The sequence below is a fragment of the Arthrobacter sp. Y81 genome, assembly GCF_002929335.1.
Classification (GTDB): domain Bacteria; phylum Actinomycetota; class Actinomycetes; order Actinomycetales; family Micrococcaceae; genus Arthrobacter.
In genome coordinates, this window is sequence record NZ_PJIL01000002.1 from 166,099 (window position 1) to 181,379 (window position 15,281).

Sequence of the window (15,281 nt, forward strand, 5' to 3'; positions counted from 1 at the left end):
CGAAGCTGACGAGTCCATCGGCCTGAAGGTTGGCGTCGACAAAGACATGCTCCGCAAGATGAGCGCTGACATCGACCGCACGCTGAAGGACCTCGACGGCCGCAGCATCAAGGTCACGATGGACGAAGAGACCCTGCGCAAGGCCAACCAGCAGGTGCAGGACAGTTTGAAGGCTGCCGGCGCTGCCGGGCTAAGGGTGGACATCACCACCAACGAGGGCCTCGAGCAGGCCCAGCGCGACATCGACAAGTTCCTCCGCGAAAACGACAACAAGCCAGTGAAGTTCAAGGCCAACATGACCGGCCTCGACATCGCAGCGGCCCAGCTGAAGTACGCAACCCGCGACCGCCGAGTCAACTTCTTCATCGACGTCAACAAGAAGAGCTTGCTCGTCGCCGAGGGACTCATCAAGTCACTCTCGGGCCTTGGAGTGTTGACCTCCGTCGGTAACCGGCTTGAGTCACTTATCACCAACTTCGATAAGTTCAGCCTCAAGTCTGCCGGCTGGGCAACTGCCATTGCCGCGCTCGTCAACACGCTGGCATTCGTTGGCACGTCGGCATTCACCGTTGGTGAAGGCGTGGTGCAGTCCATTGGCTTGCTCGCTGCGCTACCCACCGCCTTGGCGGCTGTCGCCGCAGGTGTGCTAATCAACGTGGCGGCATTCAAGAACTTCAAGTCGGCGATTGATGGCGACGTTGAAGCACTGGCGGCCCTGCCGCCACAAGCCCGTGCCGCAGCCAAGGCGCTGCAGGGTACGTGGAAGTCCATTCAGCGGCCGGTACAGGCGGCCTTCTGGGAGGGCATGGGCGACTCAATCCAGCGGTTCGCCGCTAACGCTATTCCCGTCCTGCGGGACGGGCTTACGCGCGCGGCTGACGACGTCGGACGCTTCAACGCTGGCATTCTTGACAGCTTTGATGAGATTGCCCGCAACGGGTCCATGGCCAAGATGTTCGGCAATCTTGAGGGTTTCTTCAAGCAGGCCAGCGCAGCAAGCAGGCCATTTGCCGACGCACTCAACGTGCTTGGGCTGCGTGGCTCCGAGTACCTGCCCCGCTTCGGCGGCTTCCTGACGGACATCAGCCAGGGATTCAAGGACTGGGTAGTCGAGAGCGACAAGGCCGGCAAGATCAACGTCTGGATTGAGGAGGGCGTCCAGAGTCTCAAGGACATGGGCGGCGTCGGCGTAGCGGTCGTTGATATGTTCAAGGGAATTACCCGGGCGGTCAATGATGCAGGCGGCGGCGGACTTCCTGAGTTCCGCAAGAACATGCGGGGCATTGCGGACATTATGTTGGCCGAGCCCTTCCGCTCGCGCATGGCCACGATATTTGCGGGAGCCCGTAAGGGCGCGTCTGAACTAAACGTCGGTGTCAAAGACCTTGGCGAGACGATAGGCACGTCTGCTGGTTACGTGAACCAGCTGCTGACGGGTCTGGGCAAGCTAGGTGGCGGTCTTCTCTCCGGCCTAGCCAAGACCCTTGGTCAGCTGCAGTTCCAGACCGGCACGCTTGAGGGTATCCGCGACATGCAAGGCGCGTTGGATGATCTTGGGCCATCGTTTGCGGGTCTCGGGCGCATCATCGGCAATATGAGCCGCGTAGCCGGCGAAATCTTCAAGGGTGTTGCTCCGGTAATCAATACCGTTGTGGGCTTCCTTGACAAGAGCGTCGGCAAGCTGAGTGGCAACCTCGAGAAGGTGGCTGGGCCACTGACTGGACTGGTGAACGCGCTCGTTACGGCGGCCTCCGGCCCCCTCACGATGATTGTTGACGTGCTCAGCGCCACGCTGGGCTTGTTCGGTGACCTACCCCGCCCGCTGCAGATAGCAACAGGTGCCTTCCTGGGCCTCCTCGCGCTGCGTGGCCCACTGGGTGCCTTCCTGACGATGGCTCAGAGCTCAATGGCCAGGTTCGCGGGCGCGTTCACGGGCTCTGCCAAGATCGCCGCAGACGGCGGCAAGCGCATCGGTGACATGGTCTACTACGCAGACGGCACGGTGCGGCGCTTCGACGCAGCCCCCATGAACAGGCAGCTGGGCAGCATTCAGGCCAAGGCGGCATCTGTCGCCAAGTCGGTAGGCGGAAGCCTGCTGGCACTCGCTGGCGGCCCCTGGGGCCTGGCTATCGCTGGTGCCGTTGCTGCCATCGCCCTTATGGGCGACGCTGCAGCCAAGCAGAAGAGCAAGCTTGACGACCTGAGGACGGCACTCGATGGCCAGACGGGCATCAATGCTGCCACTGAGCGCGTAATCGCCAGCCAGCTGCGGGCAAAGGATTCCTTCCTTTGGCTTGAGCGGGCATCGATTGCTGACAATGCATCAGCCATCGGCATCAGCCTGCGGGACATTCAGAAGGCCGCCGAAGGCGTGCCTGAGTCTGTTGATAAGGTCAACGACTCTCTCAAGAGGGCGGCGGAGTCCCGCGACCCATTTGAGAAGGTGGCAGACACGCTCAAGGGTCTCGGTGGTTCCCAGATGCTTGGGCCGCTCAGCAGCTTCGCGGACGCCGTCGGCAACCTGTTCGGCTCCACCGGAGCCAAGGCGGGTATCGGACTGCAGAAGCTGAGGGATGACCTCGAGGCCGTCAAGGTAGAGACCGCCGCGACTGCCAAGCAGCTTGGTGTTCCTGTCGGCGTCACGGCTGGCATCATGTCGGCAATCGAGACGCTGGCAAGCAAGGCGTCCACCGCTGACGACAAGCTGCGTGCGGTCAACGACATCATCCGTCAGATGAACGGCAAGACGAACCTTGACGACGCCGTGCAGACGGCCAACGACTCCGCCCGCGACTTCGTCAAGAACCTCGAGGCGATCGTCGAAATTGGCAAGGGCGAAGGGCTTGCCCTTCCGTCCCTGTTCAAGGCCGATGGCTCCATTGACACCGTATCCAAGGCAGGCTCTGACCTTCGGACCGAGCTGACAAAGGTAGCGGACGCCGGACGCGACTCGGCCCTCAAGCTAGCGCTGGCGCAGAAGGACCCGCAGGTCGCGATCGAAACATTGCGCACCAAGATGGGCGAGACTCGCGCGCTGATTGCCAAGCAGCTCGAGGTGGGCCAGGTTCCGCCTGAGCAGATCGAAGCTATCCTCGCGCAGCTGGACCTCGACCCCGCAAAGATCGAGTTCCTGCTCAACCCCGAGTCGAAGGACAAAGCATTGGCCGACCTCGCAATAGCCAATGGCCAGGCACAGGCGGCCATGAAGCCCGCCGTCGTGGGTCTCGATGTAGACGCCAGGACTAACTTCGGACCTCGGCTACAGGCGGCCACCAACGATCTGGGCATCTTTACCAACCTCAAGCCCAAGCCGACGCTTGACGCTAACGACGGCCCGTTCTCCAAGATCGTCAGCCAGGCGGAAGCCAGGGGCGTCGACTTCGGTGGCAAGACGCACAAGCCGAACCTTGACGCCAACAGCACGCCATTCGACAACGTCATCGGCACCGTCAAGGCAGCTGGCAACTTGCTGGCTCAGACGACCTTCAAAACGACTATCGACGCGGCTGGCAACGCGCTAGACGTGGTCGGCGATATCTGGGCCACGCTCACGAAGTTCAGCGGGCAGTCGTTTGCATTCAATATCGCCGCCTCCATCGCAACCGCCATCTCCGGCAGCGAGCAGGCGAACGGCTCCATCTACAACCGTGGCGGCCGGTTCGATCCCCGCTTCGCGCCGAAGTTCTTCGCGAACGGTGGCATTGAGCGGCACGTCGCTCAGATTGCCAAGCCGAGCAGCACGCTGCGCGTCTGGGCGGAGCCGGAGACGGGCGGCGAGGCATACATCCCGCTGGCCGCTTCCAAGCGGGCTCGGTCGGTGGCAATCCTCGATGAGGTTGCCGGCCGGTTCGGATACGAGTTGTACGCCAAGGGCGGCATCCACGGCGGCGGAGCTGGTGCTTCACCCAGTGGCGACACGCACTATCACAGCCATATCGACGCATCGCCCGGCGTCGCGTACCTCTACGCCAAGGAGATTGCCCTGGAGGCAACCACCAAGCAGCGAGACGCGCAGGCGCTGTACGACTACGCCTAACCCAAACAAGAACAACGCACGCGGCCCTTTCGGGGGCCGCGTGCTGCACCACCAACCAACCACTTAGTACACAAAGGGGAAGTACCACCATGAAACAACCCGCCAACAAGCGACCCAGTACAGCTCAGGGCTGCATGCAGCCGACGCAAGCTCAAACTTTCCGGTCGGACCAAAGAGCTCGGTTCTAGTCGGAGGTCGTTTCACTAGAATGACTCCTGTAGTCTTCAAGTCAGCGACAATCGCTAGAGATTGAAAGAAGAGCCATGGACGTCGACAAATTTCGGGAAAGCCCGATTGGAAGTCTCGTACGCATTCGAGGCATGGACGGACTGAAGCGCGAGTACGACCACTTTTCGTACGTTCCCCACCCGCTGGGAGCCGAGCCGGAGCTCAGCAACACCGCCTGGCACGCCGTGAGCCGGGCAAATCGTGCCTTGGGCGCACTTGACAAAGCCAGTCGTCAAGTGCCGAATCCAGCTCTGATCCGCATGCCTATGATCAGGCGAGAAGCTCAGAGTACTTCGGCATTGGAAGGGACATACGCGCCTCTTGACCGAGTGCTTGCCGTCGATGATGCCTCTGACAAACCGCGAAGTGCAGAGCTAGACGAGATCATGAACTATGTCGAGGTTGCTGATCGAGCCTTCGACTGGGTGCAAGCCGGCCGCCGGATAACCCCGGGCCTCCTCACCGATCTGCATCGAACCCTCGTAAGGGGGACCGCGGCTGACAACTCTGATGCCGGCGCTGTCCGTTCGGTGCAAGTCGTAATCGGAAGTCGCGGAGCGGATATCACGGATGCCCGATTCATCCCTCAGCCTCCTGGCATTGAGTTGGATACCTCTATCCGAGACTTGCTGGACTGGATCAATGAGGCGCCTGCAGGTGGGCGAGACCCCGTCATAGCCGCTGCCCTGGCGCATTATCAGTTTGAGACCATTCACCCTTTCAACGATGGCAACGGGCGGCTGGGAAGACTCTTGATTGTCTTAGGCCTTATGCGAGACGGTGTTGTTTCCGAGCCACTGCTTAGCGTTTCACCGTGGTTCGAAGCGAGGAGAGATGTCTATCAGGACCAGCTTGCTAGGCTCAGCGAGACGGGCGATTGGTCCGCGTGGGTGGAGTTCTTTGCGGAAGGTATTGCCGCGTCCGCCCAGGAAACCGCCACGCTCGTGGATGACCTTCTGGACGTGAGTCAGAAACACATGGACACGCTCCGGGAAGCATCGGCTACAGGTGTAATCCTTGACATCGCTGGGTCTCTCTTGGCTAGTCCGATCGTGACCAAAGCCCGCCTTGCCAAGAAGTTTGGGAAGAACTACCAGACCGTCAGTAACGCCGTGCTCAAACTGCAGCAGCTCGGGATCTTGGAGGACTACCCATTTGAAACCTCCCAAAACACCTATATCGCGTCCGACATCTTCAGCATCCTCAATCGAAAATGATTTTCGTATCTACTGGAAGCGCTTCCAACTAGAACACAGTCCAAAGCATTCAAGTGGACTTGAATCCACGGGACAGTGTTCTAGTACTCGAAGGTTTTACTAGAACTCTAGGTAAGAGACTCTATGAGATTTGAATGCTCGGCTCGCAGGGACTCGAAACGTTCAGGCATGGCAGCTGGATACTCCTTCTCGCCTATGCCCATGCCCATGCGGAAGGGTACGACGTATTCGCATCCATCAATCGGACAGTGAATCGAAGATTTGCGCCACTCAGGAGATTGCCAGCCAATCGCCGTTCGCCTGCTGAACCCACAGCTTGTAAACGAGTCCGGCCGCATGGTGCCTGCCCAGAAATTCAGCTTGGGAATTGTCGAGAGCTTCGAACTCAGCGAGCACGTCGTGGTCATCCTTGTGGTCAGTCACTTTGTAGGTAGCCATGCGTCCGATCATAGGGCCCCGAAAGACGGGGCAGTTCCCTACCTGAGTTACCGCCAAGGCTTTCCGCCTCAGGCGTCCGGCTCGTCCGCCGGGGCCTCGTGGTCGCGCTCCTCCGCGACCTGAACGTGGTGGACGCGCTTCGCGGAGTCCTCGAGGTCGGCCGGTACTGGCGGGTCCTTTTCCTCATCAGATGTCATGGGCCCAAGTCTAGATGCCGACATTATCGGTCGGGTTTCTCCATCTCAGATTGCTCGGCGGGCGGAGCGAGTCCGACGCTGGCGTCTTCGGAGGCCGGGGCTCTTCGTCACTGTTGGACGGCAGGACGGCGGCCCGAACCGGCCCCAGCAGAGACTTTCTCGAGGTGTCTCCGCGTCCCCCCTTTGCGGAGCGGCCAAAGACCCTCATGCTTTAGTTGCCCCGACTCGCTTGGGGGTTTCCTTTTCGGGGAGAGTTAGCCCCCGGGGGTGGGGGTGAGGATCACCGTGAGCACGGCAGTCAGGACACCGATAGGGACGCTGAGGAGGAGGCTGAGCCCAGCGGCCTGCCATTTGAGCTTCCTGTCGTGTTCACGTTGCTGCGCCGTTGCCTTGGTGATGGTTTTGACGACGGGGTAGTCCTTGGCGCTCCATTTGCCTCGGATGGTAACGCAGCGCTCTGCAATCGATTTGGCTTGATCGAGCGTCACGGGAAGGTTGTTGAACTGCGACGGCTCGGAGATGGTAATGGTCATATAGGAGCGTTCGAGTCCGTAGCTCGAGTGGCCCTTGTTATTGATGATGACGGTCGCCTTGCTGTGCTCGACCCCGCCGGCCGGGGCCCCGCCCAAGTATGCGAGGACCATAACCTCGTTCAGCTGGACGTCTGACATGGCGGCAATTTCGTCGAGGGTTTTGGGGGCGTTGTTCACCGTGTAGCTGACTTGGCCCAGCGGCCCGGCTAGCTCCGCGCCGATGGCGGCGAGGTCCGCCAGCGTCTTTACCTGCACCGGCTTGCGGAACCTGGCAGATGTCCCGTTGTCCTCCCAGGGCCGGGCCCGATCCGCGAGCAGTTGCAGAATCTCGTACAGCCTCATTTGAATCCCCTCTTCTTCGCAGCCACGAATCGGGCTGACCGCCTCGCAAAGATTACAGGCCGCTGACTCCTGCCTTCTATTGAGGCTTGGGGGCATTTCACAAATAGTCCTCAGCGGCCCCCTGACAAAGCAACAGCGCAGCCCCCGCAGGCGCCGCGCTAAACCAGGGAAGGCCACAACATAGGGCAGGCCGGCCTGACCCGCACCCCCGGCGTTGTCAGCTAGACGTAGAGCGACCAGATATTAGCGACAGTCCCGATGCTCAAGCCAAGTCCGACAAGTGCCACCTGCAGGCCCAGCCCACTGGCTGCGTGGCTGTAGATAAGGCCCTTGACGAGTTCGGGCATGTGCATCATGTCGCCGTAGGTAAACATCGTCTTGCCTACGGCGACATACTCAGCGCGGCGCTCCTCCCTGATGGCCGTTTGGCCTAGCGTCACTGCCTCCCTGGCGTACTTGGCGTCAATCTCACGGATGCGCGCCAAGAGCGCCACATTTTCCTTCATGTCCTTGTGCACTATGAGCCATGCCCAGAGAATCGCACCGAAAGAAAGTATGAACGCAGCGACGTTCATTAGGGTCAGGATCGTCAGCATAGGCAGAGTATGTCACCTCCGACCCAGCACTCCGGCGCCATTCGCTGCGCCGCTTCCACCCGTTCTACGAAATGTCCTTCTATATAAGGGCTAACTGCTGAACACGGCTCCGCCGGTTCAGCTCCAGAGGAAGAGAACTAGGAAGACGCGGAACTGACCGCCAACCAGTTCGCCCTCTCACCAGCCAATATGCGGCAGCTCCGGCCCTTTCAGGGTCCGGCTTGCCGACGGTTGCTACGTGAATCTCCGACCCAGTTGCATGGCTACCCGCTAGGGCCTCGGCGCCAGCCGTAAGCCCTGCTGCTCAGTCTGACGTGCCCGAACTTCCAGCTAGCACTCGTGTTCGCTCCCCTGCATTACCACTGCAGCTACGGCCCTCATGAGGGCCTCTTCTCACCACCGCCACTAGCCAAAGGGATTGCCCCATGTACGTACCCACCGACTGGACCGCCACCACCTGCACCACGGACGGATGCGAGCGTGACCGCCACGGAGTTTTTCACACACTTTGCCGGACGCACTATGAGAAGTCGCGGCGGGAGAGGAACGCCAAGCTTGCGCCGCTGGGCTTTACCAGGGGATGCAGCGTGGCCGAGTGCGAGAGGCCGCACTACGCCACCGGCCTATGCCGGCTCCACTACAACCGTCAGATCACGACGGGCTCAACGGAGTTGAAGCCCAAGGCACCGAAACCAGAGACACCACGCGGTGAGTGCGACGTCGAAGGATGCACGGCACCGAAGAAGTCGCCGGGCGTGGCCTACTGCTCCCGGCACTACTCCAATTTCCGCAGGCATGGCGTGCCTGTCCTCCCGAATGAGCGCGGGCCGCGTGATGAGCCGAAGCTGGACAAGTTCGCGCGGCATCTGACGGCCGACGACGAGCTTGGCTGCTGGCTGTGGTCAGGCATCATCAACGAGGACGGCTATGGCAAGTTCAACCTTGGGCAGGGGCGCGGTGAGGTCAAGGCACACCGCTGGCTCTATGAGCAGCTAACCGGCAGGGCGCTCACTCCCGCGATTCAGCTTGACCATGGATGCACAGATTGGGACAACGACCCCAAGAGGAGGCGCTGCGTCCGCCCGAGCCACCTGCTGGAAGTCGACCAGGAGCAGCACACGATGAATACGGCGGCGCGCAAGGCAGCACCCGATGGCCTCTGGTACAAGCCGAACGAGACGCCGCGTTCTATGGCTGAGGTTGGCTACGCCATCACACACAACCTGCCAATGCCCTACGTGTCAGGGTTGGGTGAGGCCAGCAGTTCAGAGCAAGTCCGCCGTGTGATGTAGGGCGAGAACCAGGAACTGATTCACGATGTCCAGCCAATCTTTGATCGCCGTGCGCGACGATAGTCTGATGAAGAGCAGCAGTCCCGGACCCCGTTCCGGGGGTCCGACGCCGAGGCGATCGATCACCCCGGCCCAGAAACTTGACCACTTGGCCGCCTATGAAGACGCTATTTTGCGGAACGAGGGGGGCGCGTATTTGCGGGAGCAGGGGATCTATTCTTCGCAGATCACCGAGTGGCGCAAACTCCGTGACGCCGGCGTCCTTGAGGGAAAGAAGCCTGGCGAGCGGATTGGCCGGTTGAGTCCGGAGCAGGCCGAGATCGCCCGGCTGCGGCGCGAGATCGAGGACTCGAAACGGCGTCTGGCCACGACGGAGGTGGCGTTGGAGATCATGTCAAAAACGCACGAGCTCTTGGCAGAACTGTCGAAGAGCTCGCGGGACGAACCACCGCACACGAAGCCCTGATGTCCGCCTACCGTAGCCTCACGGCCGCCGCGGTTCCGACCCGGACCGCCGCCCGACTGGCCGGGGTCGCGCGGGCTACCGCGACCCGGAAGCCGCGCCTGCTGCCGATCCCTGCAGCCGCGCCGGTGCCGGCGAACAGGCTCGGTGCTGCCGAGCGGGCCAGGATCCTGGCGGTGGTGAACTCGGTCCGGTTCGTTGATCTGCCGCCGGTCCAGATCTACGCGGCCCTGCTCGACGAGGGCACGTATCTGGCGTCGATCTCCACTATCTACCGGGTGTTGGCGGAGAACAAGCAGGTCAAGGAACGCCGCCGGCTGGCCCGGCATCCGGCCCGGGCGATCCCGGAACTGGTCGCCACCGGTCCCGGGCAGGTCTACTCGTGGGACATCACAAAGCTTCCCGGGCCCATCAAGGGGAAGTATTTTGACTGCTACGTGATGATCGATATTTACTCCCGCTACATCGTCGGCGCCCATGTCCACGCGTCGGAATCCGGGGAATTGGCGGTGGAGATGATGAAGGAGATCTTCGGAATCCACGGGACCCCGGAGGTCGTTCATGCCGACCGCGGCACGTCGATGACGAGCAAGACCGTCACGGCATTGCTTTCTGATCTGGAGGTCACCAAGTCGCACTCGCGGCCTCGGGTGTCCAACGATAACCCGTTCAGCGAGGCGTGGTTCAAGACGTTGAAATTCGCCCCCGCATTCCCGCAACGCTTTGGAACCGTCGGCCAGGCCAGAGAGTTCATGGCCACCTTCGTCGAGGGATACAACCACACCCACCGCCACTCCGGGATCGGGCTGAACACCGCGGCCGACGTTCACTATGGGTTGGCTGCGGCCAAAACCGTTCAGCGGTCAGCGACCCTGGCCGCCGCCCGGACCCGGAACCCCGAACGCTTCACCACCACAGCCGACCCCAAGATCCTCGCCCTGCCCGGCACGACCTGGATCAACAAACCTCTCGAGAAAACCAAGACAGACACGGAGCCAACGACCCAGAAGAAACTAGCCGCCTAAACTCACGCTGGCCTCATTCACCTTGACAAGTTCCGATGGTCTGGAACCAGTAGGCAGGACAGCTAAGCGGGGAGCCCTTCGGGGCTCCCTTTCTGAGTGTAGCTACCTAGGGATATGTCGGGTTCGTGGACCCGACAACCCGTGAGCTACCTCAGCCGCTATTACCCCCGGGGAGAGCCTCCCGCAGCTTCGGGGGGCACCCCCACCCCCTGCCGCATTGGGGCCGCCAGAAGCCCCGCAGCACGCCAGTGAGGCCACGCCGGCAGTGGCAGCTACTGGGTGCCATGAAGTAGTCCCCTCATGTCTAGCCAGCCTGTCAGGGGGCACAAGAGGGGCCCGGCTGCCTATGCACATGGCGCCTGGTCATCTAGCTATCGAGTTGTTCGATGGCCCACGCCGTGACGTCTGCAACCTAAGTGCATGCAACTCCCCTTAGTGCTCGCCGTGCGTCGGATCGTCAGACGGCTAACGAGCCGTCGCATGGCGCCAGTCATGTGCAGCATGGCGGCAACCTTGCCGGCTCCTCCATATGGGCCGTAGCTGGCTCGCCATTGCCCAGTACCCCCAAGCCCTCCTCTGTTTTATGGGCCGGATGCTGCTGTATTGGCAATGATCAAATGTCGGTGTTGACTATGCACGCTTGCACGTGCATACTTGAGGAACGGAAGGCCAAGCAGCCTTCCTCACCACAACTAAATAGCCAACTGAATAGGAACTAACGAAAATGCGGTACCCAACGAATCGCCGGCTTGACCGGTTGTTATTAGGCGGCAGGTGGGGCAATGAGAATTGCCCCACCACGCCGGCCTAGAAGTCCAGAAAGGGACACAAAGCCATGTTTGATCTTGTAGATTTCGGCGGCACGTACATTTCCTTGAGCAGCATTCATGCAGTAATCGACGAGATGGAAGACAACAAGCCCACTGGCGCGGTCTTCATTGAATATGGCCCGCACGGTGCACGCGCTGGCTTTGAGGGCAGCGCTAAAGACGTAATGCGGGTTATCGCGGAATGGCAGCGGGATAACGCGCCGCGTGCCGCCGGCCAGCCCCTCCTGGCATCGGCCTAACCAATGATGACGGCAGAATCGCCGGCCTACGTGCAAGCGCCGTGGAGCCGGAACGACGAACTGAACTGGGCCGCTGATCGAGACGCGCTCCGACGCCTGAAGAAGCGTGGCGAGGAGCCCTCCGAGTGGCTGGCAACTGAGTACCTCGAGCTAAGCGCTCGCCGTAAATCTGCAACGAAGGAGCCAGTTCGATGACTGAGGAGCAGCTACGCGCCCACGCTGAGGCTTGGCTAGCCAAGCAGCCGCCGCTGACCGAGGAGCAATGCCGGATCATCTATCAGACACTGAGGAAGTAGCGCGACATGCCGAATATCACGAGGGAAGAACTGCAGGCCATGGCTCAGCGCGTAGTGGACGAGCTCCCCGAGCTCTCGCCGGAGCAGTGCCGCAAGGTTGCCGCAGTCCTCCGCGAAAGCGGGGCTCTTAGCTAATGGCCGATAGCGCCATGCTAAGCCGCCAGGAAGTCGCGGACAGGCTAGGAGTCAGCAAGCAGTGGCTCATTCGCAACGCCAGCGAGGGGCCGGACTACTACAAGCTGCCGGGCGGAACCATCCGCTACAGCGAGGCTGACCTGGCCAACTGGTTGAAGCAGCGTCGGGTCACCGGCTAGCACTGAGCCACGTCACGAGGACAGTAACAAACTCGCTCTCATCGGCCGCTAGTTGCGGCCTCGAACCGGCGATTGCGCCCCAAATGCGGCCTATTTGCTCACTGCAATATGTGATTCCTTTGTCTCGATTTGAGTGCGAACGAGCCTGCCATAAGCGAACGACGGTTTTATGCCATATTCTGGCGCCAAGTCGCTATATGGAATTGGGGAATCATGCACTTCAAGCCGTCATCCGGGATATTTGTTGCTGGACTTGCCACAACGGTGGTAAGCGCCGTCATTGTCGTTATTGCGGCGGCTTCCGATGATCCGGGCCCCGGAGTTCTGCTTGGCCTCGCCGGCGGGGTAGCTGGGCTGATAATGCTCTGCATAGGAGCGGCTCGTGCCCTTGCGATAATCGATGCCCTGCCCGCTGCCTTCCGCAATGTTTCCGCGCTGCGTGCCCCGCTTCAGCCAGCACCCACACCGCCGCAGCCTAACCAGCCATTCCCTCAGCCCTACCACCAGTACGGGTACAACCAGCCGCCGGCCCAATAGGCAGGCGGCGTGCAGCGGGTCTGAGTCGCCTAAGGGGCTCCCGTGCCCGATAGGGACCGAGTGTTGGCGCCTTGTACGCGGTGCCCTCACTGGTCCTGGCAGCTATCCGCCGGCTTACAGCCGCTCCCCCATTCACGCGCAAGCGTTTAGGATAGTGCCATGGCAAACCAGCGGATCATCGACCTACTCACTGCGACGGGTATGAAGCGCAATGACATTGCCGCCGTACTGGGCGTTGATCCATCGACACTGCGACGCTGGTCCTACGGTGAGACTCATCCGCCGGCCGAGAAGCTTGCGGAGCTTGAGCGAATGGCCGGCGGCGACACTCCTGCACTGCCCGTTAGGCAGATGCCGCAGGCGCAAGAGCTCGCCAGGTTCTCGAGTAGTGCGCTGATAGACGAGCTGGCTAGGCGTGCGCGCGGCGGGATACTGCAAGACCCGCAGCCGGCCGCGTCAGCCGATAAGCGCCCGCTGCGTTCGGTGGCTTTCAGGGACGTGAGCGACGAGTAGCTCTGCATTCCATGAGCGAGCCTGCATTTTCATGGCCTCGTGCGTCTCTGCCGCACCTACCCTCGCCCCTCCCCTGTTGCGCTTAACCAACTTGCACCCGCTGTGCGCCGCGCTAAGAGCCTTGCAGCGTCCAAAGCCCCCAGCCCACAAGGCTGGGGCTTTTCGGCGTCTCCAGGCCTGCGGCGTGCCCTGTCTGCCCTGCGCTCTATCGTGTCGGGCATGGTGAAAATCGACGTAGCGGCCGTGGGCAAGATGCTTGACGAGTTGCTGGCACCTGCCGAGCGGTCCCCATACGAAGACTGCGAGCCCGACTATGAGTTCCTCATGCCGGCGTGGGCCTGCACGTGCTCCTGCCACTAGGTAGGCGGCTAGAGGCCCTGAGGCCTTCTCTGACGGCCTAGCAGGCGGCACGGGCTCTACCTGGCGCTATAAGGGCCTTTTGTCGCCTTAGGGGCTAATCTGCGGCCCTCTGAGCGGGCGAACGTGCCGCCTGCCCCCTGCCCGCCGTTCGCAACGTCTCCACATTGCTCCTTGGCCGGCGGGCGGACCACCGGCCGGATAGCCCCAATTCCGCGTCAGCACGCGGAGAATCCAGCGATATGACCAGCCCCGGACTATCCATAAACTATCCACAACGCGGGGAACGGGCGGGAAAAATGGGGAATGCATGGATGGCGTGTCTTGTCTAGCACCCCCCTATCGGCAGGCCATGAAAAGGCCCGGTTCCCTTTGTTTGCAAGGGTTCCGGGCCTTTCGTTCAGGTAGGGCTACTCGGACTTGAACCGAGGACCTTAGGATTATGAGTCCCGCGCTCTAACCAGCTGAGCTATAGCCCCGTGCGCCCCGCGGACTGCCGGCTCCGCAGGGAGCCTCCGCAGTTCCGGGGCAAAAACACTCTAGCAATAGTAATCGCCTGTTGCGCGCACCAGCACCCCGGGCGCCGGCGGCACGCTTGGATTAGGCGCCGGCGATTGCACCGCTTGGGGGTTACACCACTTTGTCGTCGTAGCTGGCGCCATAGTAGAGGTCCTCGAACGTCTGCAGCGTCCCCTGGATGCTGTGCGGCTCCACCATGCGGCGGCTGGCCTTGCCCATCGCGGCAAGCTCCTCGGCCGGAAGCTGAAGCACACGGGTGATCTTGGCGGCAAGGTCGTCGCTGTCGTTGGGGGTGAAGAGGTAGCCGTTCTCTCCGTCGCGCACCAGGTGCGGCAGCGCCATCGCATCCGCCAGCAGCACCGGGGTGGAGGCGGACATGGCCTCCAGCGTGACCAGGGACTGGAGCTCGGCCGTTCCTGGCATGCAGAACAGGTCCGCCTTGATGTAGGCCTCACGCAGTTCGGCATCGCTGGCCAGGCCCAGGAACTTCACACGGGACTCCAGCCCCAGCCGCGCCACCTGGGACTCGAGGGCGGCCCGTACTTCGCCACCGCCCACGATCTCCAGGTGCACATTAAGTTCGGCCGGGGTTTTCGCGACCGCATCGATGAGGATGTTGACGTGCTTTTCCTCGGCGAGGCGGCCCGCGAAAAGCACGGTGGGATGCGGGTGCCGGTTAATCACTTCGCCGTCCCGGAGCTCATAGGCAGCGGAGTCAATGCCGTTGGAGAGCGGCAGGACCTTGCGCAGGAACGCATGCTGGTGCATCGCCTTGGCGGCAAGCGGCGTGGGGGTGGTGACGACGTCGGCTTTGCCCATCACCTTTCCCATGTCCTTCCAGGAGATGCGTCCCACAATGTCCTTGAACCACTGCGGGAACGGCAGGAACGGGTTCAGGTTCTCCGGCATGAAGTGGTTGGTGGCCACAATCCTGACGCCGCGCCGCTCGGCTTCGTAGAGCACGTGCTCGCCGATCATGTAGTGGCTCTGGATGTGCACTACGTCCGGCTTGACGCGGTCAAACAGAAGGCTGATCTCCTTCTTGATTTCCCAGGGGAGGGTGATCCGGAAGTACTCGTGCGTGGGCACGGAGTGGGAACGGATCCGGTGCACGGTGCCTTCCGCGCGGAACTCAGTGAAGCTCTTGCCCTTGTCCGGCCGGCACGCGAGCACATGGACGTCGTGTCCGCGCGCGGTCATGCCTTTGGCCAGCCGGTATCCGAATTGTGCGGCCCCGTTGACGTGTGGCGGATAGGTGTCCGCAGCAATCAGGATGGTCAGTGATTGCTGGCTGTCGGGCATGGTCACG

At 61.6% G+C, this 15,281-nt stretch carries 14 protein-coding genes and 1 tRNA gene; 9 read left to right on the forward strand and 6 right to left on the reverse strand.

Annotated features, from left to right (window positions below):
* Nucleotides 1-58 precede the first annotated feature (58 nt).
* Both CXQ91_RS03625 and CXQ91_RS03630 read left to right on the forward strand, forming a co-directional pair.
* Entirely contained in the window at nt 59-4,036 is a 3,978-nt protein-coding gene (locus CXQ91_RS03625) for a hypothetical protein (RefSeq protein ID WP_146072297.1), read from the forward strand.
* 263 nt (nt 4,037-4,299) lie between these two features.
* Nucleotides 4,300-5,481 (forward strand): Fic family protein, encoded by a 1,182-nt coding sequence (locus CXQ91_RS03630; protein WP_104172567.1) that lies wholly within the window; start codon nt 4,300-4,302, stop codon nt 5,479-5,481.
* Nucleotides 5,482-5,751: 270 nt separating this feature from the next.
* On the opposite strand, the gene CXQ91_RS24695 is transcribed toward CXQ91_RS03630, so the two are convergent.
* The 4 genes from CXQ91_RS24695 to CXQ91_RS03645 all read right to left on the reverse strand — a co-directional run bounded on the left by CXQ91_RS24695 (nt 5,752) and on the right by CXQ91_RS03645 (nt 7,587).
* Complete coding sequence (locus tag CXQ91_RS24695; RefSeq protein WP_181038760.1) at nt 5,752-5,919, reverse strand: hypothetical protein; 168 nt, start codon at nt 5,917-5,919, stop codon at nt 5,752-5,754.
* 68 nt (nt 5,920-5,987) lie between these two features.
* The gene (locus tag CXQ91_RS25195; RefSeq protein ID WP_258073809.1) at nt 5,988-6,116 is read right to left on the reverse strand and encodes a hypothetical protein; all 129 of its coding nucleotides are present in this window, start codon (nt 6,114-6,116) and stop codon (nt 5,988-5,990) included.
* Between the two features lie 369 nt (nt 6,117-6,485).
* Nucleotides 6,486-6,584, reverse strand: a complete 99-nt coding sequence (locus tag CXQ91_RS25675) for a winged-helix domain-containing protein (protein WP_146072301.1) — start codon at nt 6,582-6,584, stop codon at nt 6,486-6,488.
* Nucleotides 6,585-7,212: 628 nt separating this feature from the next.
* Complete coding sequence (locus CXQ91_RS03645; protein ID WP_104172570.1) at nt 7,213-7,587, reverse strand: hypothetical protein; 375 nt, start codon at nt 7,585-7,587, stop codon at nt 7,213-7,215.
* Between the two features lie 425 nt (nt 7,588-8,012).
* On the opposite strand from CXQ91_RS03645, the gene CXQ91_RS03650 reads away from it, so the two are divergent.
* From CXQ91_RS03650 to CXQ91_RS24700, 7 genes are all read left to right on the forward strand, one after another.
* Nucleotides 8,013-8,879, forward strand: coding sequence for a hypothetical protein (locus CXQ91_RS03650; protein ID WP_104172571.1), 867 nt, complete (start codon nt 8,013-8,015; stop codon nt 8,877-8,879).
* A 67-nt stretch (nt 8,880-8,946) separates the two neighbouring features.
* A protein-coding gene (locus CXQ91_RS03655) for an IS3 family transposase (RefSeq protein WP_104172837.1) occupies nt 8,947-10,367 on the forward strand; the annotation gives its coding sequence in 2 pieces (ribosomal slippage) (nt 8,947-9,304 and nt 9,304-10,367; 1,422 coding nt in all).
* Nucleotides 10,368-11,202: 835 nt separating this feature from the next.
* Complete coding sequence (locus CXQ91_RS03660; RefSeq protein WP_104172572.1) at nt 11,203-11,436, forward strand: hypothetical protein; 234 nt, start codon at nt 11,203-11,205, stop codon at nt 11,434-11,436.
* A gap of 302 nt (nt 11,437-11,738) precedes the next feature.
* Nucleotides 11,739-11,867, forward strand: a complete 129-nt coding sequence (locus tag CXQ91_RS25205) for a hypothetical protein (protein WP_258073810.1) — start codon at nt 11,739-11,741, stop codon at nt 11,865-11,867.
* Between the two features lie 14 nt (nt 11,868-11,881).
* Complete coding sequence (locus CXQ91_RS03665; protein ID WP_219816489.1) at nt 11,882-12,046, forward strand: AlpA family transcriptional regulator; 165 nt, start codon at nt 11,882-11,884, stop codon at nt 12,044-12,046.
* A gap of 696 nt (nt 12,047-12,742) precedes the next feature.
* Complete coding sequence (locus tag CXQ91_RS03670) at nt 12,743-13,096, forward strand: helix-turn-helix transcriptional regulator (RefSeq protein ID WP_104172574.1); 354 nt, start codon at nt 12,743-12,745, stop codon at nt 13,094-13,096.
* A 219-nt stretch (nt 13,097-13,315) separates the two neighbouring features.
* The gene (locus CXQ91_RS24700; protein WP_181038761.1) at nt 13,316-13,456 is read left to right on the forward strand and encodes a hypothetical protein; all 141 of its coding nucleotides are present in this window, start codon (nt 13,316-13,318) and stop codon (nt 13,454-13,456) included.
* A 402-nt stretch (nt 13,457-13,858) separates the two neighbouring features.
* On the opposite strand, the gene CXQ91_RS03675 is transcribed toward CXQ91_RS24700, so the two are convergent.
* Together CXQ91_RS03675 and CXQ91_RS03680 are read right to left on the reverse strand one after the other, a co-directional pair.
* A tRNA-Ile gene (locus CXQ91_RS03675) sits at nt 13,859-13,932 on the reverse strand.
* Nucleotides 13,933-14,083: 151 nt separating this feature from the next.
* Nucleotides 14,084-15,274 (reverse strand): glycosyltransferase, encoded by a 1,191-nt coding sequence (locus tag CXQ91_RS03680; protein ID WP_374953623.1) that lies wholly within the window; start codon nt 15,272-15,274, stop codon nt 14,084-14,086.
* Nucleotides 15,275-15,281 lie beyond the last annotated feature (7 nt).